Source organism: Burkholderia ubonensis (assembly GCF_902833085.1).
Classification (GTDB): Bacteria; Pseudomonadota; Gammaproteobacteria; order Burkholderiales; family Burkholderiaceae; genus Burkholderia; species Burkholderia ubonensis.
The window spans coordinates 1-26,328 of the sequence record NZ_CADFEB010000003.1 but is presented as its reverse complement, the minus strand read 5'-3'; the positions used below and the strand labels follow the sequence as shown (position 1 = coordinate 26,328).

Genomic DNA, 26,328 nt, shown 5'->3' with positions numbered 1-26,328 from the left:
GATGTCACGTGTGGGAGTGAAGGGGAGAAGCGCGCTCGCCGTCGTCCGGCCGGGCGGCGGGCGCGCGCAGGTCCGCGTCGTCGTCGAACATGCCGCGCAGGTATCGCTGCAGCAGTGCGTCGTCGAACACGGGCACGACGATGCCGGCTTCCGCGAGCTCGCGATGCGTCGCCGTGCAGTCGTAGATGAACGTCGTTTCCTCGCGCTCGCGCGCGAGCTTCACGAGCTCCGCGTCGCTCATGTTCATCATCCATTGCACGACGGGCACGATCGATTGCACGTCGCCGCGCCGGTAGCGCACGCGCAGCTCGTCGATCCACGCGCGGTGCGTGAGCATGCGCATCGGCGTCGGCAGGTGCACGTTCATCATCTCGAACACCGTGCGCATCGGCGTGACCTGCATCGTCGACAGATGGAATACGCCGCCGCCGCGCGGATGCTTCGCGCCGAGATGCGCGAGCGCGCGCGCGACGTAGTCGACCGGCGTGATCACGAGGTCGTAGCGGAAATCGTCGAACGCGGCGCCCATCAGCACGCAGCTCTTGAGCAGCCGGTAGTACGCCTGCTGCTCGTCGTAATGGCCGTGCCGCACGTCGCCCGTCACGAGGCCGAGGCGGAACACGTTGCAGGGCACGCCGCGCGCGGCCGCGAGGTGCGTCAGCTGCTCGCCGACCCATTTGCTGGTCGTGTAGCCCTGGTCGGACGGATGCCGTTCGGCGTCGATCGGCGCGGATTCGGCGAACACGTGCGTGCCGGTGCGCTCGCGCATGCTGAACACCGCGAGCGTCGACACGTAGTTGAACGTCTTCGGCCGGCCTTGCGTTGCGATCCGCAGCAGCTCGATCACGCCGTCGACGTTTGCCGCGCGCGCCATCTCGAACGATTCGAGATGGTTCATGCTGGTGCCGTTGTGATAGATCGCGTCGACCTCGGCGACGAGCCGCGCGCGATCGGGTTCCGACAGGCCGATGCGCGGTCGGCCGAGATCGCCCGGCACCGCGATCACGCGCGCGTCGTCGCCGTCGCGCCACAGCGACCATCGTTCGAGCGTCGCGCGGATTCGTGCGAGGCCCTGCGCAGCGTCCGTCGCGCGCACGAGGCAGTAGATCGTCGCGTCGGTGCGGTCGATCAGCTCGCGCAGCAGATGGCGGCCGACGAAGCCCGTCGCGCCTGTCAGCAGCAGCGCGCGCGGCGTGTCGGCGGCCGGTGCGGGCAGCGGCGAGACGTCGTCGGGCAGCACCGCCGCGCTCACGAGGTCGACGTACTCCGGGCCGTCCGGCGCGTCGCGCATCCGCTCGGCAAGGCGGCGCACGGTCGGCGCCATGAAGATGTCCGCGACCGACAGCGACGTGCCGAATGCCTCGTTGATCTGGTAGACGACGCCGATCGCGAGAATCGAGTGGCCGCCGCAGTCGAAGAAGTTGTCGTCGATGCCGAGCGCGTCGAGCTTCAGCGCGGCCGCGAAGATCGGCACGAGTGACGCTTCCACGTCGTTCGTCGGCGGCGCGTACGGTGCACGGCGCGCGTGCGCGTCGTCGGCCGGCGCGGCGAACAGGTGCTCGGCATCGTCGCGGATGTGCGCGGCGAGCCGGTTCCATGCGTCGTCGAGCGGCACCGACGCGTGCTGGAACGCGACGCGCGCGATGTAGCTCGCGAGCGCCGCGTAGTACTCGCTCGTGAACGGCACGTGGCCCGCGGCGTCCGCGTGCGGATCGAACACGTCGGCGACCGGATAGATCGCGGCGACGTCGCGCCAGTGCGCAACCGTGATCGACGGCCGGTCCGCGAGTGCGGCAGCGAGCGTGAGGTAGGGGGCGAGCGACGAGTCCATCGCAGGGGCGCCGTCGTGCTCGTCGGTGCGTTCATCGCGCGCAGCGAGCGACGCAGCATCGTCCGGCAGCACCAGCACGAGGACCGGCACCGCGAGCGACGGCGCCGCGTCGCCCAGCGCGTCGGCGAGTTCGTCGACGTGGCGCGCGATTCGTCCGGCTGCCGCGCCGGCGTCGCCGGCGGCTTCGGCATCGTCCGCCTCGTCGTAGCGCAGCCAGTCGCGCGGTCGAACGAGCACGACGTTCATGCCGTGACGATTCGCGTGGAACGGCGTCGACGGGTCGTAGAGCGTCTGGAACAGCTGGCCGTACGGCGCGAAGTTCGGCTCGATCGGCTGGCCGGTCGCCGTGCCCCAGTAACGCAGCGTGCCGGCGAGCGGTCGGTCGGTGAACGTCGAGGCGATTTCGATGCGCAGCGGCGGCACCGCGTCGGCAATCGTCCGTTCGAGTGCGAGCTCGGCGGGCGACGCGAGACCGGCGAGCGGCAGCGACGGATGCGCGAGCAGCGTGCGCAGCAGTTCGACGTAATACGTGGCGATGGCTTCGGCGGTCGTTCGATCGAAGAGGTCGGCGCTGAATTGCAGCACGCCCTCGATCGCGCGATCCGATGCGCGCAGCCGCACGAACAGATCGTAGTCGAGCCAGCCGGAATCGACTTCGACGGGCTCGACGCCGTCGGGCAGCGCCGGCATCGGGATCACGTTGAACATGATCTGGTAGAGCGGATTCGCGCCGCCGTGCCGCGCCGGTTTCAGCGCCTCGACGAGCCGCGGATACGGGACGCCGAGATGATCGAACGCGCCATGCACGGTGCGCCGCACGAGCGAGACGGCGTCGGCGAACGTCTCGGCCTCGCCGAGTCGCGTGCGCAGCACGAGCGCGTACGCGAGGCTGCCGATCATGTCGGCCGTGTCGTCGTCGGCGCGATTCGCGTAGGGGCTGCCGACGACGACGTCGTCGCGACCCGACAGCACGCGCAGCGCGACCTTGAACGCGGCGAGCATCACGACGAAGCGCGACAGCCGGTTCGCCTTGCAATATGCGTCGAGCCGAGCGGTCAGTTCCGGCGGGAACGCGAGCGGCACGCTCTGCCCGCGATAGCTCGGCACGGAGGGGCGTGCGCGGTCGCACGGCAGCGGCAATGGCGGCGGCACGTCGCGCAGGCGCTCGAGCCAGTATGGGAGTTCGCGCTCGACCGTCGCCGGCAATGCCTCGCGTTCGCGCGCGGCCCATTCCGCATATTGCGGCTGCGCGGCGTTCGTCGCGCACGCTTGCCCCGTCAGCGCGGCGCGCGCGAGCGCGTCGAGCAGCACGACGACGGATACCGCATCGCCGACGATGTGATGCAGGTTCAGCAGGATCACATGGTCGTCGTCGCGCAATTCGAGCACCGTCAGCCGGCTGGGTTCGCACTGGTCGAGCGCGAAGCCTTCGCGGCTCGATTCGGTCAGGCACTCGGCGATGCGTGCGGCCTGATGCTTCGGCAGGAGCGCCGACAGATCGTGACGACGGATCGTCGCCGCGCGGTGCGGCGCGACTTCCGCGCACGGCTCGCCGCCGCGCACGACGAAGCGGGTGCGCAGCACGTCGTGCGAATCGACGAGCGCCTGATACGCGGCTTCGAGCGCGTCGCCATGCCATTCGCCGCGCACGCGCAGCGCGCCCGGCAGGTTGAACGCCGGGTTCGCGGGGTTCAGGCGGTCGAGGAAGAAGAACTGCTGCTGATTCGACGACAGCGTGTGCACGCGCGGGCGTGCGTCGTGCGGCGCGGGGGCCGGGCGCGGCTGCGGTGCGGATGCTCGCGTGGACGCGCCGGCGCTCGGCATGCCGCTTGAAGGCGCGCTGTTCGACGAGATGCCAGTTGCGGTCGAGCGTCCCTTCTCCGTCAGCAACGCATCGATCGCTTGCGCGCATTCGGCGAGCGTCTGCGCTTCCAGCATCAGGCTCAGCGGGATCTTCACGTCGAGCGATTGTTGCAGCAACCGGTGCACGCGCGCCGCGCGGATCGAGTCGCCGCCGAGCGACAGGAACGACTCGCTCATATCGACGTCCGCATAGCCGAGCAACTGCGCGACCGTTCGGCGCACGAGCGTCGCGACATCGGTCGTCGACGTGTCCGGCACGGCGGCGGATGCGCCATGCGATGCAAGCGCGCTGTCGGTCGTCGATTCGCGCACGGGTTCGACCGCGAGCGTCGCGTCGTCGCGGAGCCAGTAGCGCGGGCCGTCGAACGGATAGGCAGGCAGATGCACGCGCCGGCGCGCGCGGCCGCGATGCAGCGCCGACCAGTCGACGCCGAGCCCCTGGCACCAGAGCGCCACGAGCTTGTCGAGCTTGCCGGTCGCGATGCATTGATCGACGAGCGACGCGCGCAGCTCGGGATCGGCATCGAGCTCGGCGAGGCCGTGGCGGTCGCCGGCGAGCCGATGCGCGTGCCAGCCGCGCGATGCGTCGCCTTCGACGAACGCGGCGAGCGCCGCTTGCAGCTCGACGAGCGACCCGACGACGCAGCCGAAACGCGACGCCATCGCGTCACGCCCGACCTGCAGCGTGTAGGCGAGATCGTGCAGGTGTTCGGCATCCACTTCGCCGTCGGCGAGCACCGCGTGCAATTGCTGCGCGCGGCGGCGCAGCGCGTCGTCGGTCGCGGCGGACAGCACGACGATCGCAGGTCCGGCGTGGTCGTCGCCGGTCGCGACGCGCGTGTCGACGAACTCTTCGAGCACGACGTGCGCGTTCGCGCCGCCCGCGCCGAACGACGACACACCCGCGATCCGCGGCCAGCCGTCGAGATCCGGCTTCGGCCACGGCGCGAGCGTGCGTTGCAGCACGAACGGCGATTGCGCGAAATCGAGATCGGGATTCGGCTCGTCCGCGTGCAGCGTCGGCACGAGCTCGCGATGCTTCATCTGCAGCAGCACCTTCGTAACGCCCGCGATGCCTGCCGCGCTCTCGCAATGGCCGATGTTCGACTTGACCGAGCCGAGCGCGCAAAAGCCGCGATCGGCGGTCGCGTCGGCAAATGCGCGCGTGAGGCCCGTGAGCTCGATCGGATCGCCGAGCGCGGTGCCGGTGCCGTGCGCCTCGACGTAGCCGACCGCGCGCGCGGGCACGCCGCTGCGCACGAGCGCCGCGCCGACGACCGCCTGCTGCGCGCGCGGGTTCGGCACCGTGAGGCCGTGCGTCTTGCCGCCCGCGTTGATCATGCTGCCGCGGATGATGCCGTGGATCGCATCGCCGTCGGCGAGCGCGCGCGACAGCGGCTTCAGCACGAGCACGCCGACGCCTTCGCCGTCGACGAAGCCGTCCGCGCCCGCACCGAACGCACGGCACGCGTCGCCTGCCGACAGCATCGTCAGCGACGACAGCCCGACCAGATGCCGCGGATGCTGAATCAGATTGACGCCGCCCACGAGCGCGCAGTCGCAGCTGCCGCCGCGCAGGCTGTCGAGCGCGAGATGGATCGCGGTCAGCGACGACGAGCACGCGGTGTCGACGGCGAGGCTCGGCCCGTGCAGGTCGAGCGCGTGCGACACGCGGTTCGCGATGCTCCAGAACTGCGCGCCCGTCGGGTAGTCGCCGTTCATCGCGCCGACGAATACGCCGACCTGGCGGCTCGCGCTGAGCGTCGCGGGCGTGTAGCCGGCGTCCTCGATCGCGGCCCACGATTCCTCGAGGAACAGCCGGCCTTGCGGATCGATCTGCGCCGCGTCGCTCGGCGCGATCCGGAAGAACGCGGCGTCGAAGCGGTCGATCTGCTTCAGGAAGCCGCCCCAGCGGCTGTACGTGCGGCCGGGTGTGCCTTTCTCCGCGTCGAAGTGCGTGCGCCAGTCCCAGCGCTCGGCGGGCACTTCGGTGATGCAGTGGCGGCCTGCGCGGAGGTTCGCCCAGAACTCGCGCAGGTTGTCCGCCTGCGCGTAGCGGCCGGACATGCCGATCACGGCGATGGCGGTGTCGTCGGCGCTCGAGGGTGTCGCGGGGCGCGCGTGCGGGGGCGTCGCGTCCGGTTGCACGACCGCGCGTTCCGCCGGCGACGCATTCGCGGCGGCCGCCGCGTCGCCGCCGAGCACGCGCTCGCATGCGGCGCGATGCTCGGCGACGAAGAAGTCGGCGAGCGCGTTCAGCGTCGCGTGCTCGAACAGCGTCGCGTTCGACAGCGCGACGCCGAGCGATTCCCGCAGCGTCTTCGTCAGGCCGATCACGAGAATCGAGTCGACGCCGTAATGGCCGAGCGGCTGATCCGGCGCGAGCTTGCCGGCCGGCATCTTCAGCGTTCGCGCGACGAGCTGCGTGAGCCACTGGACACAGCGCTCGCGCAGGTTCGCGCCGGTCGGCGCAGCCGCGGGCGCGCGCGTGACCGGCGTGGCCGGGGGCGCGGCGTTTGCGTGCGAGTCGGCGTCGTCGCGTGCGTCGTCGGTCACGGGCTGCACGATCACGCCGTCGCTGATCGCGACGATCACGCCCTGGCCCGCCGGCGCAGCGTCGGCCGCGTCGCCGTCGAGCACCGCGAAGCCGGCTTCGCGCAATGCATGCGTCCAGCCGTCGCGCGACAGCAGCGGGCTGCCCGGCAGCCGGCGCGCGCTGTCGCGATGCCGCCACCAGCCCGGCAGCAGGCCGAACGTCGCGTGCGCGAAGCCGTGCGTGTCGAGCAGTTCGTTGACGATCAGGCGGCCGCCCGCCCTCAGCAGCGCCTTCGCGTTGCGCAGCGTGACGCCGATGTCCTGCGTCGCGTGCAGCACGTTGGTGGCGATCACGATGTCGTAGCCGCCGGCATCGAGCGCCTGCCCGGCGACGGGCCGCTCGACGTCGAACAGCCGGTAGCGCAGCACGTCGCGGCCGCGGCCGAACGTCTGCTCGGCGTTCAGCAGGAACGCCTTCGAGATGTCGGTGAAGTCGTAGCGGCCGAGCCGCGCACCGCTCGCGTCGAGCGCCGCGAGGAGCGGCACGGTCGTGCCGCCGGTGCCCGCGCCGATCTCGGCGAGCGCCGCCGGCTGCGCGGCCGGCGGGCGGCCGACCAGGTGCAGCACCGCAGCGGCGAGCGCACGATTGCAGCGGTCCGCCTGCTCGTTGCGCTGATAGACGGCTTCGACGCGGCTCAGGTCGCCGTCCGGGAACAGGACCGACGTCGCAGGCACGCTGCCTTGCAGGATCGCGGGCAGCGCGTCGAGCGTCGCATCGACGAGCGCGAGGTGGGCGTCGAGCAGCGCGGTGCGTTCGAGTTCGGCACGCGCATTGGTCCAGTCGGTGCGCGCGATGTCCGGCGACGGCGGGGCGTCGGTGATGCGGCCCGTGCGACCGTCCCATGCGATGTGGCCGTGTTGCGCGATCAGCGTCAGCGCATGCGCGAGCCAGCGTCGGTACGCGGGCGCGATGCGGCCGGCGCGCAGTGCGGTGTCGAGGTCGAACGCGGTGTCGCCCGACCTGTCGCCGTCGCCGAACACATGCAGCGCGCCGAGTTCCGCGAACAGGCGGCGCGCAATCGCGCGATCGAGCAACGTAAGCGCGTGCTGCCACTGCGGGCTGTCGCCCGTCGCGTCGACGCGCGGCAGCGGCGTATCGGCGAGCGCTTCCGTGTGCGGCGCGATGCGCGCGGCGAATGCGGGTGCGAGTGTCGGCACCGCGGCGCGGGCGAGGGTCTTCAGATAACCGACCTGGTCGACGCTCGCGCCGAGCAGCGCATCGACGACCGCCATCGCGGCCGCCGGCTCGATCGAGCCGATGCCGAGCGCGGCCATGCGCCGGCGGTACGCGTCGGACGCGACGACGCCCGTCTGCCCCCAGTAGCCCCAGTTCACGACCTTGACCGCGCATCGCACCTGCGTACGCAGCCAGTCGGCGAACGCGTCGCGGAACGTGCAGCCTGCCGCGTAATTGCTCTGGCCGGCCGCGACGAACGCACTTTGCAGCGACGAGAAGAACAGGATGAAGTCGAGCGTGTCGTCGCCGAACACGCGCGCGAGGTTCGCGGTCGTCGCGACCTGCGCGTTCAGCGCCGCGCTGAACTGTGCGTCGTCGAGCTGCGCGAGGCCGCCGTCCTGCAGCACGATCGCCGTGTGCACGACGCCGTCGATCCGGCCGAAGCGCGCGAGCACCGCGTCGCGCGCGGCGCGCAGGCTGCCGGCGTCGCTCGCGTCGGCGCTCAGATAGGACGGGCGCGGCCCGAGCGCGGCGAGCGCGTCGCAGTGTGCGTCGATCCGTGCGTCGAGCGGCCGTCGGCCGATCCACACGACTTGCGCGCCGCATGCGCGGATCGCATGTTCGGTCCACACGCGGCCGATGCCGCCGGCACCCCCGATCGCGACGTAGACGCCGCCCGGCCGGTACGGCGGCTCGGCGGGCGACGGCAGCGCCGCGAGCGGCACGAGCCGGCGCGCGAACCATTGGCCGTGGCGGCGCAGCAGCAGCGGATGGCCGCCTTCGGCGTCCTGCGTGTGCCAGTCGGCCGGCAGTGCGTCGGCGCCGGACAGATCGATGAGCCGCACCCGCCAATGCGGATATTCGTTCGCGAGCGATCCGCACAGTCCTGCGAGATCCGCGTGCGCGGGGAACGCGGGTGCGTCGCCCGGCATCGTCCACGTGCGGACGGTCAGTACCGTCAGCTCGAACGCGCGATCGCCGACGCCGAGCGCGAGCAGCCGCTTGACGAGACGCAAGCCGTCGAGGCCTGCGCATCGTGCGAGCGGCGCGTTCGCATCCGCTTCCGCCGGCGTGGGCGGCAGCCAGACCAGATGATCGATATGCGCGTCGAGTTCGGCGAGGTCGTCGATCACGCGCGGCGGCGTCGGGTGCGTGGCCGCGAGCGCGGCGTGCTGGGCCGGCGTGCCGCCGAATATCGCCAACGTGCCGGTGCGCCGGGACGGCGTGCCAGTGCTCGTCGTATTCGTCGTGGAGGGCAGCCATTGCGGCGCGAGCAGATGATCGCCCGGCGTCGCGATGCACGGCGTTTCGCGCGAGGTCCGGCTTCGTGCCGACGCCAGTGCGAAGCCGCGCAGCGATGCGCACGATTCGCCGCTCGCGGTCACGAGATCGAGATCGAACGTGCGACGGCCGGTTTCGTTCGGCACTTCGCGAATCCACGCGTAACTGCTGTCCGCAACCGGCCCGGTCAGTTCGATGCGCGCGAGCGCCGCGGGCAGGCGCGCACCGTCGATGCGCCCCGCGTCCGCGAGCTGCAGGCCTGCGATCGCCTGGAACGCGCCGTCGAGCAGCGCGACGATGCGCGCGTCGCCCGACGTGCCCGCGAGCGCCGTCGCGTCGAATTCGGCGAGCGCCTCGTCGCGGCCGACCGCGATCGTGCGAAGCGGGCGGAAGGTCGGGCCGTAATCGATGCCGATTGCGGCGAACGCGTCGTAGCAGGCCGCGGCCGGGATCGGTTGCGTGCAGCGTGCGCGGATCGCTTCGAGGTCGAGCGCAGACGCGCCGGCTGGCGCGCTTGCGATCCGTGTCGCGCGGCCGTGGCCAAGCGGCGTATCGATGGCCGGGGAGACGGCGATCGCGAAGCGTGCGTCGTCGTTGATGCCTTCGTCGCGAGCAAGCGTGACGCGCAGATCGGTCGGCGCGCCGATTGCGATCGGCGCGAGCCATTCGATGTCGTGCAGCGCGACGTTCGTGTCCGCGTCGAACGCGCCCGCTTCGAACGCGCGCCACGCGATCACGATCTGCGCGGCGGCGGCGAGCACGGGCTCGCCCGCGAGCCGATGGTCGGCGACGAGCGGCGCGTCGGGCGCGATCGACAGCCGATATGCGCCGTCGCCGTCGGGCGCGAGCGCGAAGCGCGTCGGCGCGGCTTCGTCGGTCGGCCAGTGCCGCTCGCCTTCGAACGGATAGACGGGCAACCGGATACGCGGCGTCGCGTCGTCCCATGCGGCCGGCAGCGGCTCGGACCCGCCCGCGACCCACGCCGCGTGTGCGCTTGCGGGCGGCCGCAGGCGCGCGTCGTCGCGCACGAGCGCATCGGCAGGGCCGTCCAGCGCGATCGCGAGCTGCGCGCGCAGGTCGTCGAGCGACGCGCACGTGATGCCGAAGCGGCATGCCATCGGCTCGCGGCCGACCGACAATGTTTTCGCGAGCGCGGGCAGCCATGCGTCGTCGGCAGGCTCGATGTCGAGCCAGCTTGCGAGTTGCGCGGCGCGCGCGCGCAACGCCGTATCGGTGCGCGCTGAAAGCGGGATGAACCATGCGAGCGAGCCAGCCGCGTCGGATGGGCTCGCCGGCGCGACCGGTTGCGCATCCACGGATTGCAGCACGATGTGCGCGTTCGAGCCGCCGAAGCCGAACGAGCTGACGCCCGCGCGCAGCGGCGTCGGCGTCGCTGCGTCCGGCCACGGCGTCGGTTCCGTGACGACGTGGTAGCGGCTGTCGTCGAGTTTCAGATACGGATTCAGCGCGCGGCAATGCAGGCTCGGCGGCAGCATGCGCCGATTCATCGCGAGCACGACCTTGACGACGCCCGCGAGGCCCGCCGCTGCTTCGAGGTGTCCGATGTTGGTCTTGACCGAACCGAGGCCGCAGCGCGCCGGCGCGTGCGCATCGGCGCACTCGCGCGCATACGCGTCGAAGCCCTGGCGCAGCGCCTGCACTTCGATCGGATCGCCGAGCGACGTGCCGGTGCCGTGTGCTTCAACGTACGAAACGGTTGCCGGGTCGACGCCCGCATCGCGATACGCGGCCGCGATCAGCGCGGCCTGCGCGTTCACGTCGGGCGCGGTCAGGAACGCTGCGCGGCCACCGTGGTTCACTGCGCTGCCCTTGATCACCGCGCGCACCGGATGCCCGCCCGCGCGTGCGCGGTCGAGCGGCATCAGCACGAGCGCCGCGACGCCTTCGCCGCGCACATAGCCGTTCGCCGATGCGTCGAAGGTCTTGCAGCGTCCGTCGGGGCTCAGCATGCCGGCGGCGGCGAGCGCGCGATGCAGCCGCGTCGTCAGCATCACGTTGACGCCGCCGACGATCGCGACGCCGCTCTCGCTGCGTCGCAGCGCGCGCACCGCACGGTGCAGCGCGACGAGCGAGCTCGAGCATGCGGTGTCGACGGCCTCGCTCGGGCCGTGCGTGCCGAGCAGGTGCGACAGCCGGTTCGGCAGCATCGCGTGCGCGTTGCCGACCGCGAGATGGCCGTCCGCGCCGGGCAGCAGCGCCATGTAGTCGGACGTGCTGACGCCGACGAACACCGCCGCGTCGCTGCCCATCAGGTCGGACGGGCGGACCGCCGCGTCTTCGAGCGCGGCCCACGCGGTCTGCATCAGCAGGCGCTGCTGCGGGTCCATCTGCTCGGCTTCGCGCGGCGAGATGCCGAAGAACGCGGCGTCGAAATATTCGATCCGCGGAATGAAGCCGCCCCAGCGCGACGCGGGCTCGCCGTCGGCCGCGCGCCAGTCCCAGCGTGACGGCGGCGTTTCGGCGATCAGGTCGTCGCCCGCGGCGAGATGCCGCCAGAATTCGTCGAGGTCGGCCGACTGCGGGAAGATGCCAGCCATGCCGACGATCGCGACGTCGCCTTCCGCATCGTCATGCGTATCGTCGGATTCCGCACGACTGCCGGGCGCAGCGGCGGATGCGCCGGCCGCCGCGTTCGCATCGCTCTCGCCCTCGATCGCGAAGCCGTGCTTGCGCGCGACCTCGGCCGCGTGCCGCGCGAGCAGATGCGCGGCGATCGAGCGGGGGGCGTGCACCTTGAAGAACACGGTCGGATCGAGATCGAGGCCGTAGTAGTCGTTCAGGCATCCGGACAATTCGACGAGCTGCACCGAATCGAAGCCCTGCGTGTGCAGAGGACGCTCCGCGGCCGACGCGTCGAACGTGCGGCCGGCGACGTCGCCGGCGAGCGACAGGACTGCCGCTTCGACGGCCGCGGCGAGGTCGCGGGAAGGAAGGGATGGGGTCATGGGAATCGTCTGGGTCGGGTTCTGAGAGTCACGCGTCGCGCGATGCGCCGTGCGCGTCAATGCCGCCACATCACATGGCGCGGCTGCGTGTAGTCGGCGAGGCCGAGCGTCGACAGATCGGAGCCGTAGCCGGACTGCTTGGTCCCGCCGTGCGGCATGTCGGACGTGTAGGTGAAATGCGCGTTCACCCACGTGACGCCCGCCTCGATGCATGCGGCGAGCCGCATGCCGCGCGCCGCGTCGCGCGTCCACACCGACGACGCCAGTCCGTATTCGGAATCGTTCGCCCACCGCAGCGCCTGCGATTCGGTGTCGAACGGCGTCAGCGTGACGACCGGGCCGAACGCTTCGCGGCGCATCGGCGCGTCTTCGTGCCGCACGCCGGCGATCACCGTCGGCGCGTAGTAGCAGCCGGGGCCGTCGAGCGGCGTGCCGCCGCACAGCACGGTTGCGTGCGGCAGCGCGGCCGCTTCCTGCACGAAGCGCTCGACGCGCGCGCGATGCGCGGCGCTGACGAGCGGGCCCATCTCGACGTCCGCGCGATCGGGTGCGCCGACGCGCAGCGAGAGCGCCGCGTCGGCGAGCCGCCGCGCGAGCGCGTCGTAGATGCCGCGCTGCGCGTAGATCCGCGTCGCGGCGGTGCAGTCCTGCCCGGCGTTGTAGAAGCCCGCGTAGCGGATGCCGGCGACGACCGCGTCGAGATCGGCGTCGTCGAACACGAGGACGGGCGCCTTGCCGCCGAGTTCGAGATGCGTGCGCTTCAGGTTGCCGGCCGCCGCGGCGAGCACGGACTTGCCGGCTTCGACCGAGCCCGTCAGCGAGATCATCCGCACGCGCGGATGCGTCGCGAGCGCGCGGCCGACCGTCGCGCCGTCGCCGGGCACGACGTTGACGACACCCGCGGGAAGGAGGCGCGCGAGCGTCGCTTCGAGTGCGACGATCGACAGCGGCGTCCATTCCGACGGCTTGAACACGACCGTATTGCCGGCCGCGAGCGCAGGCGCGAGCTTCCACGCAGCCATCATCAGCGGGTAGTTCCACGGCGCGATCTGCGCGACGACCCCGACGGGATCGCGCCGCACCATGCTCGTGTGGCCCGCGACGTACTCGCCCGCGGACGGCCCGCTCGCGGTGCGCGCCGCACCCGCATAGAAGCGGAAGCAGTCGGCGACGGCGGGCAGCTCGTCCTGCACGACGAGATGGAGCGGCTTGCCGGTGTTGCGGCTTTCGATGCGCGCGAGCGTGTCCGCCTGCCGCTCGATCTCGTCGGCGAGCGCGAGCAGCAGGCTCGCGCGCGTCTGCGGCGTCGTCGCGCGCCAGGCGGGGAATGCCGCTTCGGCCGCCGCGACGGCGCGCTCGACGTCGGCGACGCTCGCGGCGGCGGGCGACGCGAGCGGCTCGCCCGTCGCCGGATCGACGAGCGAAAGGGGCGCGCCGCTTCCTTCGATGCAGATGCCGTCGATCAGCATGTCTCGCTTTCCTCGCGAACGGGGGCGCATTCCGCGAGCTCGCGCTGCGTGCGCTCGAGCGCCGTCGCGAGAATCGCGCAGATCTCGTCGATGTCGGCGCGGGTCACGGTGAGGGGCGGCGACAGGATGCACATGCTCTCGTACGGGCGCACGAGGAGGCCCATCTCTTCGCAATGGCGATCGACGCGCTGGGCGATCGCGATGTCCGCCGGCGTCGGCAGCGCGCCCGTCGCGCCTGCGTTGCTCGTGCATTCGATGCATGCCATCAGGTGGTCGCCGCGCACGTCGCCGACGACGGGGAAGCGCCGCAGCGTTTCGAGCTGGCGAATGAAGTACGGGCCGACGTCGCGCACGTGCTCGCAGATCCGCTCGCGCTCCATCAGCTCGATGTTCGCGAGCGCGGCCGCGCAGGCGACCGGATGACCCGAATAGGTGAAGCCGTTCGTGAACACGCCGTTGCCGTACGCGTGCTCGCCGGACACCGCATCGACGAGCCGCTCCGAGATCAGCACCGCGCCGAGCGGCTGATAGCCGGACGTGAGCCCCTTCGCGACGACGATCATGTCGGGCTCGATGCCGAAATGCGCGTGCGACGCGAAGAAGTGGCCGACGCGGCCGAAGCCCGTGACGACTTCGTCGGAGATGTACAGGATGTCGTGCCGCCGGCAGCGCTCGCGCATTGCCGCGAGGTAGCCGGGCGGCGGCACGATCACGCCGCCCGACGCGAGGATCGGCTCGGCGATGAAGCAGGCGATGCGATCGGCGCCGAGCGTTGCGACCAGCGTGTCGAACTCGTCGACGAGCATCGCGCAGAACGCGTCGACGCTCATGCCGGCCGGCCGCCGGTACGGATTCGGCGACGACAGGTGATGGACGATCGTGTCGTCGTAATGGAAGCACGTGCGGTCCCACGCCTTGCCGGACACCGACGCGGCGAGATACGTGCTGCCGTGGTACGCGTCGCCGCGCGTGACGATGTGGCGCTTCTGCGGGCGGCCGGTCGCGCCGAAGTAGTAGTGCGCGAAGCGCAGCGCCGATTCGACCGCGGTCGAGCCGCAGGTGGTCAGATGCACGCGCTTCAGGTCGCCCGGCGCGAGTTCGGCGAGCCGCGCGCCGAGCGCGGCGGCCGGCTCGTTCGTCATCGCGCCGAATGGCGTATAGAACGGCATGCGCAGCGCCTGATCGCGGATCGCGTCCGCGATCTCGCGCCGGCCGTAGCCGACCGTCACGCACCACATGCCGCCGATCGCGTCGAGATAGGTACGGCCTTCGGCGTCGGTCACGCGCGTACCGTGCGCGTCGACGATGACGGTCGGCGTCTCGCGGCCGAGCGCGGCCAGGTCGGCCCACGGGTGCAGCAGGTGGCGCGTGTCCTGCTGCGCGCTCGTGACGGAAGAATCGATTCGGTATGCCATCTGAAACCTCAGTCGGTCAGGCTGACGAGATGCAGCCGCGGCCCGGAGAATGCGAAGCGGCCGTGCTGCACGTAGATGTTGTCGAGCACCAGCACGTCGCCCGGCCGCATCGCGACCGCGCGCGACGTGCGCCACAGTGCCGCGCGCAGCTCGGTGACGAGCTCGGGGTCGATCGGCTCGCCGTCGCCGTACGTGGTCGTCGCCGGATAGCGCGTGTCGTCCCAGTCGGACGGGAACAGCGGATGGCTGCGCCAGTACGACGCGTTCAGCTCCGTCACCTGGTTGAACCACAGCGGCGCGCTGCCCGCGGGGTCGTCGAGGAACGCGTCGTGCACGTAGCCGTAGCTGAGCCCGGCGTCGTCGAGCCAGCGGTGGTCGTGGCCCTTGTCGCGCATCAGCGCGTCGACCGCGTCGCGGTCGCGCACGCCGAACGTGTCCATCCAGCCGATTTGCGTCGGCGTCGATTCGCGCGGCAGATAGCGGTGATAGCCGATCCGCCTGCGCTCGAACCGCGCGAGAATCTCGTCGGGGATCTGCCCGGCGGCGAGCCGGATGTCGTTGATCGGCACTTCGCCGCCTTCGTCTGCCGCGGCCGCGCAGAAGAAGAACACCTTGCGCGGCGGATTCGGCAGATAGGCCATCTCGTTGTGCGGCGCCATCGTGATGCGCGGATCCTCCTGGCTCGCGAGGAGTGCGTAGCCCGCGTCGCGCGCGCGCACCGCGATGCCGCCGTCGTAGCTGTGCGGCGCGTAGCCGAGCGCCTGCATGAACGCGTCGAAGCCGGCGCGGTCCGCGATCGGAAGCCCGCGGAACAGCAGCGCGCCCGTGTCGGGCAGGCGTGCGTCGATCGCGTCGCGGCAGAGCGCGGCCGCTTCGGCCGGCGTGTCGACGGCATGCGCGAGCCCGAGCGCCAGATCGTTCGCGATCGGAATCGTCACCGGCACGCGCGGGCTGTCGGCGCCGGCGAGGTAGGCGCGGCCGCGGACGGGCACCTGACGCCGGTCGTTTTCTTGCAGTTCGATGAAGCCATCCATAACGCGTTTCCTCATTCTGTTGATGAAGCGGGCGCGGCGGCGCACGCCGCTCAAACGAGCGTGTGCGTCTGCAAGCCGGTCAGGAACACTTGCCCGGTTTCATTCGGCAGCTCCTTCGCGCCCGTGATCCAGCGCCGGCAGTTCGGCGCGCCGCAGTGGCATTCGAACTGGCGCATCAGCACGTCCTCGGTCGACGCGTAGTCCATCGTCAGCATCTCGCCCGCCGCGATGTCGCGCAGCGACCAGAGCTCGAAGCCGGCCATGTCGAGGCGCACGTTCGGATCGCACGAATGCAGCAGCAAGCCGCTGAAATGCGGGTCGTACAGGTGCGTGTGGGCGTTGATCTGCAGCGTGTGCAGCCGGCAGAACGCGGTGATTTGCCCGGACACGCGCGCCATCCGCCGGCCGCGCGCGAACGCCTTCAGCGCGCGGACGCCTGCGCCTCGGCCGTCCTGCGTCTGGATGATCTGGAATGTGTCGGTCGACGGGTAGCCGTCTTCGACCATCAGGTCGGGCGACGGATAGATCCCCGTGCATTGCTGGACGGGCTCGATGAGGGTGATGGTCATGCTGCTCTCCTTGACTGGATGGGTATGCCGGGCAGGAGCGCCCGGCGACCTCTTCATTGCGGCCGCGTCTGAATGCGCGGTTCACGGGAAGGACGGATCTATTCGTCCGCGATACCGGCGACGTTCCGCATCCGGCGGGCCAGCTCGCCGATCTGCAGCGTCGGCGAGGCGAGCGTCGAAAGCGGGATCTGCACACCGAATTTCTTGAAAAAACCGTTGCGCATCTGCGCGAGATCGAGTGAATCGAGCCCGAGCGTCGCGAGATCGAGTCGCTCGTCCCAGCGGCTCACGTAGTCTTCGAGGAACGTTCGCACGGGGTCGCGTGCGCTTGGCGGGCGCGCGGGTTCGCTCGCCGGCTGTAGCGAGCGTGCCGGGTCCGTTCCGCCGTCGATGCGAACGGCGGCCGCTGTGCGCGGCGCGCTCGCGCTCGCCGTCGCGAGGACGGACGCATCGCCGCGCGCGATCTCGGCGACGATCGGCGCGTCGCGCCACGGCGAGCGCGGCCAGTCGACGTCGCACACCGCGTACTGGCGTCCTGCCGTCGCGCCGCCCAGCGCGTCGGCGAGCAGCGCGCCGAGCGCGGCGAAAGCGGCATCGGGCGTGAGCGGGCGCTCGCCGTCCTGAATCGCGCGACGCAACGCCCGGTCGTTGCGCGCGCTCATCCCGACTTCGGCCCAGCTGCCCCACTGGATGCTCAGCACGGGCGGCTGGCCGGCCGTTCCGGGCTGCGGGGGCCAGCAGGCGAGCTGGTCGAGCCAAGCGTTCGCGGCCGCGTAATTGGCCTGGCCCGGCACGCCGAGCAGCGCGCTCGTGGACGAAAACGCGACCGTCCAGCGCGTGCGCCAGCGCGGCGCGTGCGCGAGCAGTGCGGCGAGGCTCTGCTTCGGCGCGAGCACGCGGCGCAGCCGCGCGTCGTCGAGATTCGCGATGAGGCCGTCGTCGAGCACGCCGGCGAGATGGAAGATGCCTTCGACTTCGTCGATCGATTCGAGCGCGGCGTCGAGCGCGCGCGCGTCGTCGAGATCGACCGATACGGCGCGCACGCCGCGCGGCGCGCACGCGCCGTTGCGGCACAGCGCGACGATCCGGTCCGGCGGCACCTGCTGCTCGTCGATCAGCCAGTCGACGAGCGCGCGGCCGACGCCGCCGGTCGCGCCGGTGACCAGATACGGGCCGCCCGCCGCGCCGAGCGCGCCGGCAGGCAACGCCGGCGCCGCGTGCGGCAGCAGGCGCGGCACGCAGATCCGGCCGGCGCGGCGCAGCAGCCACGGTTCGTTCGCGATGCGCGCGGCGTCGCGCGCGAGTTCGGCGGCCCAGCGCGCATCGGCGGCGCGCGGTGCGAGATCCGGATGATCGTCGGCGAGCACGAGCCGCACGCGCAGTGCCGCATGCTCGGCGCTCGCGACGCGCGCCGCGCCGACGAGCGGGCCGCTTCCCGCGCAGGCCGGCAGCACGAGCGTCAGCGTGCCCGCGCATTCGCGCGCGGCGAGCGCCTGCCACAGCCTGACGAAGCCCGCGCATTGCGCGACGCCGAGCGGATCGTCGGCCGCGCCGATGCACAGCAGCGCCGCGTGGCCGTCGCTCGCGCGCAGGCGCGGCGCGAGCCATTCGAACGCGTCGGCTTCGCGGCCCGTCGTGTAGACCGCGCACTCGGGCAGCGATGCGGCGTTCGTCGCATCCACGACGCTTGGCGCGATCGCGCTCGGCTGCCAATGCAGCGCGAACGTCGGCGCGGGCGGTGTCGTGCGCGTATCGCGCTGCGGCCGCAGCCACGCGGCCACGCGCGCGACGATCTCGGCTTCGCATCGCATCATGAAGTCGTGGCCGCCCGGATACGCGTGCCGGCCCGCGAGGGGCGCGGACGAGATCCGCGCCCAGTCGCCGGCGAGCCGCCAGTCGAACGCCGGATCGTGTTCGCCGCCGTGAATCTGCAACGGAATCGTCAGCAGCGGCTGCCGGCCGCCGTCGCGCCAGCGCTGCGCGATCCGGTGCGCGGTGCGCGTATCGGCGTCGAGGTCGGCTTCGAGCACCGGCCGGAAGATTTCCTGCCACAGCGGATCGTTGCGCAGCGCATCGGGGACGAGCAGGAAGCTGTCCGCGGGCGCATCGATCGCGGGCTGCTCGAGGAGCGGCGCACGGCCGACGACGACGAGCCCCTTCACCTGGCCGCTCGCCGCCCATGCGCGCAGCGGCCCGGCCAGCAGCTCGGACGCGGCCGCGCCGCCGTAGCTCAGTCCGCAGAACGCGACGGGCAGGTCGCCCGCATCCGCGACGATCGCGGCGGCGATCGCGTCGCGCGCGGCGAGGTCAGCGGCGTCGTCGTGCGCGGGCGATTCGTCGGCGCGCGCGTTGCGGCCGGGCCATTCGACTGCGACGATGTCGAGCCAATCGGGCGCGGTGCGCGCCCAGCCGTCGAAGCTGCGGCTGCTGCCGCCCGCGTAGGGGAAGCAATACAGCTTCATGCGCGGCCGGTTGCGCGGCCTGGGTCGCGCCAGCCAGCGCGATGCGCGGGCGTGCGGCGGGTCGATGAGGGAAGCACACGCGCATTCACCGGAGCATGTGCCCGTCGCCGCTTCTGTTTCGACCGGAGCAGGCGCCGCGTCGACGTAGATCGACGCCTCCGGCCTGGTCCAATAGCTGTCCCGTTCGAACGAGTACGCGGGCAGCGGCGCGCGCGCGAGCGCGCGGCCGGGCGACGCGGCCTCGTGTGCGTGATACGCACGCCAGTCGATCGGCACGCCCGCGCTCCACAATTCGCCGATCACGTTGCAGAAGTGCTCGGCATCGTTCGCTTCGCTGCGCGCGGCGGGCAGCGACGACAGCACGCGCGGTGTGAGCGCTCCGGTGTCGGCGCCCGCCGTGAGATGCTTGCCGATCAGGCTGCACAGCACGGCGCCGGGGCCGATTTCGAGCACGACGTCGGGCTGCCAGCGCAGCAGGGCGGCGACGTTGTCCGACCAGCGCACCGGCTCGAGCAGATGGCGCGCCCAGTAGTCGGCCGATCCCGCGTCGGCGCCGAGCCAGCCGCCCGACACGTTGCACGTCATCGGAATTCGCGGCGTCGCACCGTCGATGCGCTGTGCGGCGAGCGCATCGGCGACGGGCTGCATCAGCGGCGTATGGAACGGGTGGGATACCGGCACCGGCCGGCATCGGCAATCGAGCGCGGCGAGCGCGCGTGCGGCGTCGGCGAGCGCCGGTTCGGCGCCCGCGAGCACGAGCGTGCCTGGCGCGTTGCGCACCGCGATCCAGAGATCGGCGCGCTGCGCGGCCCATTGCTCGATGCGCGCCTCGTCGCCCGTCACGGCGAGCATGCCGCCGCGCGTGTGCGTGCCGTCGGCGGCGGCGAACGTCGTCAACGCGTCGGTCGCGCTCGCGCGCGCCGCGACGAGCGCGGCCGCCTGATCGAGCGCGAGCGCCTCGGCGGCGACGGCGGCCGCGTACTGGCCGATGCTGTGTCCCGCGACCGCGACGGGCCGCACGCCATACTCGCCGAGCACTGCCGCAAGCGCGTGTTCGACCGCGAACAGCCCGCATTGCGTGACGAGCGGGCGGCGCATCGTGTCGTCGTCGGCGTTCAGGATCGCGTCCGCGATCGGCGCGCCGAGCGCGCGTTCGAGCGCCGCGCACGCGGCGTCGAAGTGGTGGCGAAAGCGCCCGGCTTCCGCATTCGATCGATACAGCTCGCGCGCCATGCCCGGATGCTGCGAGCCCTGGCCGGAGAAGCAGAACGCGACGTTCGCGCCGGGCTTGGCGCGAACGGGGGCGCCGGGCGCGTCGGAAAGCGCTTCGTCGAGCGCGCCGGCGCGTTCCCGGAGCGCGGCGGCCGCTTCGGCCGGCTGCGCGGGCACGGCGACCGCGACCCGCAGCGGATGCGCTTCGCGCGCGACGTGCAGCGTATACGCCGCGCATCCGAGCTCGGGCGCGTCCGTCGTCGCGATGCGCTCGGCGAGCGCGCGCAGGTTACGGGCGAGCGCGCCCGGCGTGCGTGCGGACGCGGTCATCAGGTGGCGCGCACGCGGCACGCCGTCGGCAGGCGCGGCGGCGCGCGCGGGCGCTTCCTCGACGATCACGTGCGCGTTCGTGCCGCCGATTCCGAAGCTCGACACGCCGGCGCGCCGCGGCAATTGCGTCGACGGATCGGCGACCGCCCAGTCGTCGACGACACGCTGCACGACGAACGGCGACGCATCGTGCCCGACGAACGGCACGAGCTTCGGGTTGAGCGTGTCGAAATGCACGGTCGGCACGCGCTGCCGGTGCTGAAGCTGCAGCACGGTCTTGATGAGCCCGGTGATGCCGGCTGCGCAGTTCGCGTGGCCGATGTTGCCTTTCACGCAGCCGATCGCGCAACTGCCCGCCACGGGCGCGTCGTCACCGCGCGTCTGCGCGAACGCGTCGGACAGTCCCTTCAGCTCGATCGCGTCGCCGATCAGTGTCGCGGTCGCATGGCATTCGACGTAGGAGATCTGCTCGGAGCGCACGCCCGCCATGTCGAGCGCGTCGACGATGCAGCGCCGCTGCGCGTCCGCATTCGGCGCGGTGTAGGCCGCTTTCATCCTGCCGTCGTTCGACAGCCCGACGCCCGAGATCACCGCGAGGATCGGATCGCCGTCCGCTTCGGCGAGATCGAGGCGCTTCAGCACGACCGCGCCGACGGCGTCGCCGAACAGCGTGCCGCTTGCGCGCGTGTCGAGCGGCCGCACGTGGCCGTCGGCGCTGCCGACGAGGCCGTCCTCGTGGCAGAAGCCGAAATTCGGGAACGACAGCGCGGACGCACCCGCGATCGCCATCTCGCATTGGCCGGCGCGGATCGCCTGCACCGCCTGCGCGACCGCGACGAGCGCGCTGCTGCAGGCGGCGCCGACCGACACCGCGGGCCCGCCGAGATCGAGCTGGTACGCGACGCGCGTCGCGATGTAGTCCTTCTCGTTGCCGATCTCGGTGAGCATCAGGCGGCCCGGATCGAGCGGCGTGAGCAGACCGCCGCCTTGCAGGTGATGGACGAGATAGCCGTCGATCCCGCAGCTCGCGAACACGGCGGTGCGCGTGCGATAGCGGTTGTCGCTGCGCGCGTAGCCCGCCTGTTCGAGCGCGGTCCACGCGACTTCCATGAAGAGCCGGTGCTGCGGGTCCATCAGCACCGCTTCGCGCGGGCCGATGCCGAAGAACAGCGCGTCGAACTTGTCCGCGTCGCCGACCACCTGCGCGGCCGACACCCAGTCCGGATGATCGAGCTGCGTGGCGTCGACGCCCTTCGCGAGCAGCTGTTCGCGCGTGAAGCGCGACAGGCTGTCGACGCCTTCCGTCAGGTTGCGCCAGAACGCGTCGACCGAGTTCGCGCCGGGGAAGCGTCCGGCCATGCCGACGATCGCGACTTTCGGCGCGTCGGCGGCCGATGCTGCGCGCTCGGCGTGCGGCGTGCGGGTGTCGTCCGCGCGCGGGCGCGCGGCGGCGTCTCGGGAGCGGCGGCAGTAGTCGGCGAGATCCCGCAGCCGGCTGTGCTGATACAGGTCGACGACGGCGAGCGTCAGCCCGAGCCGCTCGCCGAGCAGGCCGACTGCTTTCGCGGCGCTCAGCGAATTGCCGCCGAGCTCGAAGAAGTGATCGTCGCGCGCGACCGACGCGACGCCGAGCACGTCGCGCCAGATGTCCGCGAGCCGCGCCTCGAGCCCGTCGCCCGCGACGGGGGCCGCGGCGTCGTGCGGGGCGGTCGTCGTGACGGTCGGCGCGGGCAGCGCGTGCTTGTCGAGCTTGCGCGACGTCCCCGCGCGCAGCGGAAACGCGTCGAGGCCGATGAAATGCGCGGGCACCGCGTATTCGGGCAGCTTCGCGCGCGCTTGCTGGCGCAGCCGCGCGAGCGTCGTGTCGGACGGCGCGCCGTCGACGCCGACGACATAGGCGGCAAGCGTTGCCGGTTGCCGCGTGTGCGGATCGTCGATCGGTACGACGAGCGACTTGCTGACGCCGTCGACCGCGTCGAGCACGTTCTCGATCGCGTGCAGCAGCACCTTGAAGCCGCGGATCTTCACCGTGTTGTCGATGCGGCCGAGGATCGCGATCTGGCCGTCCGGCAGCAGCCGCGCGCGGTCGCCCGTCCGGTAGACGGGCGCGTCGTGGCCGCGCTCGGCGAGCGCGCGTACGGACGGCAGGAATTTCTCGGCGGTGCGGGCGGCATCGTCGAGATAGCCGGGGCCGAGGCCGGGCGACGCGATGTAAAGCTCGCCCGTCTCGCCCGCCGGCACCGCGCGTCCCGCTTCGTCGAGCACCGCGAGCGCACAGCCGGGCAGCGGCCGGCCGATCGGCACGCGCTGGCTGCCGGCGTCGGCGCGCGACGGCAGCAGATCGGCGTAGCAGACGTCGAGGCTTTCCCACGTGCTGTACGCGTTGACGAGCCGCACCGACGGCGGAAACGCCGCGCGCGCCTTGTCGACGACGCGCTGCGGCACGACCTCTCCCATCAGGAACCATGCGGACATGTGCGCGAGTGCGTCGCGCAGTTGCGCGGCGATGCCGGGGAAATCGAGCACGCTTTCGAGCAGCGACGGCGTGACGACGAGCCGCGTGATGCGTTCCTCGCGCAGCAGCGCGACGAGCCTGGGCGGATCGAAGATCACGTCGTCGCCGATGACGACGGCCGGGCGGCCGAACATCAGCGGACGCAGGCATTCCCACGCGAGAAACACGTTGAGGCCTTCGCGTTCGCCGTCGGCGTAGGGGTACAGTGCGTCGCGCGCGTGGAAGCAGTAGCTCGTGCCGATGTGCGTCGTGAGGACGGCTTTCGGCTTGCCGGTCGAGCCGCTGGTCAGCGACACGAACGCGATGTCGTCGCGGCGCGCCGCGACGGGCGTCCATTCGCGATCCGCGTGCGGCGGCCGGGCGCTGACGAGCGTGCAGCGCGCGTCGGGCAGATGCCGGGTTGCGCGCGCGAGCAGCGCGGGGATCGTCGCGATCTGCGCGACGCGGCAGCTCGCGACGAATTCGCCGACGAGCGAATCCGGCCAGCTCTTCTCGAGCAGGCACACCGACGCGCCGATCGACCACGCGGCGACGATCGTCAGCACGTACTCGGCGCCGTGCGGCAGCAAGACGCCGACGACGTCCTGCCGGCCGACGCCCGCCGCGCGAAACGCGTCGGCGAGCTCGACCGCATGCGACGCGAGTTGGCGGTAGGTCCACGTGCGCTCGCCGTCCTTCAACGCGAGCGCATCGGGTGTGTGCACGACGTGCTCGCGAATCGCGGCGAGCACCGAATGCGCATTGCCCCAATCGTCGACCGCGCCCAGGCACGCGGCGACGCGCGTGTTCGCGTCGGGCGCAGCCGCGACGATCGACGCGGGGCGCGCGGCGAGCCACTGCTCGATGTGGCCGGCGACGCTCGCGCACAGCGCCGCGCGGGATGACGGATCCAGAAAATAGAAGTGATTGCCGTCGAACGATTCGACCGGGCAGGCATGGTGCGGCGAAACGTGCGCGCGCCATGCGCGCAGGTCGTCGACGGTCGTGCCCGGATCGGCCGCGCCGCCATAGATCGCGCAGGGCGCGCGCAGCTCGCTGCCGTGCGCGTGCCGATAGGTTTCCGCGAGGCGCAGGTCGGCCCGCAGCGGCGGGAGAACATAGCGGGCGACATCGGCATCGTCGAGCACGGCGTCCGGGAAGAAGCCCCAGCGCCGCACGGCTTCGACGAAGCCGGCGTCGGGCAGCGCGTGCGTCTGCTGGCGCCACGCGTCGGTTGCGCGCTCGCGCGACGGCGCGGGATGGCCGGACAGGAAGACGCCGGCCGGCTGTGCGCCGCCGCGTTGCTCGAGCTCGCGTGCGACTTCGTAGGCGAGCAGTGCGCCGAGGCTGTGGCCGAACAGGAACAGCGGCGCCCCGTCGTCGAGCCGCGCGATCTCGGTCGCGAGATCGTCGACGAGAGACGGCCAGTCGTCGTAGAACGGGATGTGCTGGGTCGCGCCGCGACCGGGCAGGCTGAGCGTCGTGAAAGCGAATGCGTCGCCCAGTTCGCGCGCGATGTCGGCGTAGCTGGCGTCGCTGCCGCCCGCGAACGGGAACGCCACGATCCGGGCCCGGCTATCGAGAGAGCCGTTGCTCGTTGAAACTATTTGCTTCATGAGAACCACTCCAAATGAGCGCCGTCAACCTTGTATCTTTAACCTCAACACCAATCGACGAAGCTCGACCAATGGCAAATCGAAAATACTGGCTATAGTGAAATGCAGCTCGCGGCATTGATTGAAATGCGCGCAGGGTGGCCATTGCTCGGAAATGGCGGTGCGAAATTTGAACCACCCGACAGGATGGTTGCAAGAACATAACAAATTTATGCGATTTTAAATCTGAGATTTTTCTCAGTTTTTGCTGGATGTCGTCTCATTTGATCCTGGTCATGCTAAATCACGCATTTACTTCGCATGTATTTTTATACGCACTGGCGCGGTCCCGCGTATTTCGGAGTGCGACGACTCCCTGATATGGCGAGCGGTCTTGCGGCTATCGCTATCCGGCGTCGAGCGCGGGTGTCGGCCGTAAAGGCCGGCGCATTGGCCGTGCCGGGGTCGGGTTTGTGATCGGGCGAGCTTGCTGTCCTTATCAGGTTACCGAAATGTGTATATGTTGGACGCGATTCTATTCGCCTCGATATTGAATCGGCAACGATTCTTGAACGTGTGTCCCTGTAAAGGGGGACATCGAATTGATGTAAGTCAATTTGTTTTTGTCTATATGTCGTCGCGCGATAAGATGCAATCATCAGCACGTTACCCCGTATTGACAATCTCATGATTCGTCGAGGTGGTTAATATGAGGGTGAGTTTTGCTGCCGGTGCACGGGTGTCGGTGCGATTGACCGGTATGAAATTGACCATTTTTCCGCGGCACTGACGGTTGCTGCGCTTGTTATTACGACCGAAATCAATCTCGGGTGGCCGCGGTAAATTTGACGCGTGCAGATGTTTATGCGCCTACCTGATACTGCCGCTTTTGAGGAGTCGGTCGGATTAGACGCCGGCTTACAGCGTCAGTCCCGATTGATGCGCGCGAGGTGAGCTTTTACGGGAAGTGGGCAGGGGAGCGAGCGGATGTGCGTCAGGCTAACCGTGCTGTCGATCCTGATGGGATCGAGCAAGGGCGGTGGCTGCTTCTGATATGGAGGGGGCGGTGCGGACTGCATTGCCGATCGGAGCAGTGAGCCGGTTTGCATGGGCTCACTGCTTGTGGCCGGTATTCCCGGCTGTTCAATCGTCGAGCAGGGATGGCGGCACGTCGGCGGGATTGGTTTCCTGCGCCATACCGTAATGCATGTCCGCATCGTCGATCATCACCGTCGCGACGTCGATCAGTTCATCGAGGCGCTGCAACAGCGCATCGCGCCACTCCGCGTCCTCGTCACGTTCGGGCGTCTTGTCCAGCTGTTCGACGATCGATTCCGCCGTCTGCAGGAAGGGGATCGCCTGCTGGTAGTTCTCGATGGCCACCAGTGCGGCGTTGCGCGCGCCGACCAGCAGTTCCCGGTAATCATCCGCCGGCTCGGATTGTCCCCCGATACGAGGCAACACGTCTGAAATGCGTTGCAGGAGCGGCGGGACCTGTTCCTCCAGCATGGTGGCGCGTTGGTGCAGTGCTGCGTATTCGGCGCGGAGATCGGCTTCGTCGGATTGAGTGGAGCGGTCCATCGTTGGTCATTGTGCGTGGTGCGATCGCGGCATGATACTCGACGGCGCATTCGACCTTCATCCCATAAATGGGATCCTGTATGGAGGCGTGGTCGGGGAGGTCGGCCAGGCGAGGGCAAGCCCGATCGGGTTTGCTGCGCGCGTCCCGTTGAGGCACTCGACGTTTCGTCTATATATAGAGACGTGCGTTATCGGGCGCCGTGCTTTACGTGGACCAAGGACGTTGAGATACATGGTTCATCAACTCATCAACGTAAAAGCCCCCGTGCGCGGCAGCGCACGGGGGCTTTTACGTTTATTTCGCGAAACCCCTTGCGCTTGGCGCGAGACGTGCCTAGAATCACGCCTCTTTCGCGCTGACGGCAACGCGGCGCGGAAGGGGAAGCGGAGCTGGTGGGAGGTCCTGTTGGGGCGCCCGGTCAGCGAAGGAAGATGAACCCCGCAGTCGCAACGA

6 protein-coding genes and 2 pseudogenes are annotated in these 26,328 nt (G+C 70.6%); all 8 read right to left on the bottom strand.

Going from position 1 to position 26,328, the window contains the following annotated elements:
- Positions 1–4: 4 nt before the first annotated feature.
- Positions 5–11,326, bottom strand: a pseudogene (locus HWX31_RS08035) (thioester reductase domain-containing protein); the annotation flags it as partial.
- 201 nt (positions 11,327–11,527) lie between these two features.
- Positions 11,528–11,713, bottom strand: a pseudogene (locus tag HWX31_RS35330) (hypothetical protein); the annotation flags it as partial.
- Between the two features lie 56 nt (positions 11,714–11,769).
- Complete coding sequence (locus HWX31_RS08030) at positions 11,770–13,182, bottom strand: gamma-aminobutyraldehyde dehydrogenase (protein WP_174959337.1); 1,413 nt, start codon at positions 13,180–13,182, stop codon at positions 11,770–11,772.
- Complete coding sequence (locus HWX31_RS08025) at positions 13,176–14,597, bottom strand: aminotransferase (protein WP_174959339.1); 1,422 nt, start codon at positions 14,595–14,597, stop codon at positions 13,176–13,178. The genes HWX31_RS08030 and HWX31_RS08025 overlap by 7 nt, the downstream gene beginning before the upstream one ends.
- An 8-nt stretch (positions 14,598–14,605) precedes the next feature.
- Positions 14,606–15,631: a TauD/TfdA family dioxygenase gene (locus HWX31_RS08020; RefSeq protein ID WP_174959341.1), complete on the bottom strand. Its 1,026-nt coding sequence runs from the start codon at positions 15,629–15,631 to the stop codon at positions 14,606–14,608.
- Positions 15,632–15,681: 50 nt separating this feature from the next.
- A complete protein-coding gene (locus HWX31_RS08015; protein ID WP_174959343.1) occupies positions 15,682–16,200 on the bottom strand; it encodes an SET domain-containing protein-lysine N-methyltransferase in 519 nt (172 codons plus the stop codon).
- Positions 16,201–16,298: 98 nt separating this feature from the next.
- A complete protein-coding gene (locus tag HWX31_RS08010; RefSeq protein WP_175933891.1) occupies positions 16,299–24,314 on the bottom strand; it encodes a type I polyketide synthase in 8,016 nt (2,671 codons plus the stop codon).
- Positions 24,315–25,436: 1,122 nt separating this feature from the next.
- The gene (locus tag HWX31_RS08005; RefSeq protein WP_174966120.1) at positions 25,437–25,874 is read right to left on the bottom strand and encodes an ATPase; all 438 of its coding nucleotides are present in this window, start codon (positions 25,872–25,874) and stop codon (positions 25,437–25,439) included.
- Positions 25,875–26,328: the final 454 nt, after the last annotated feature.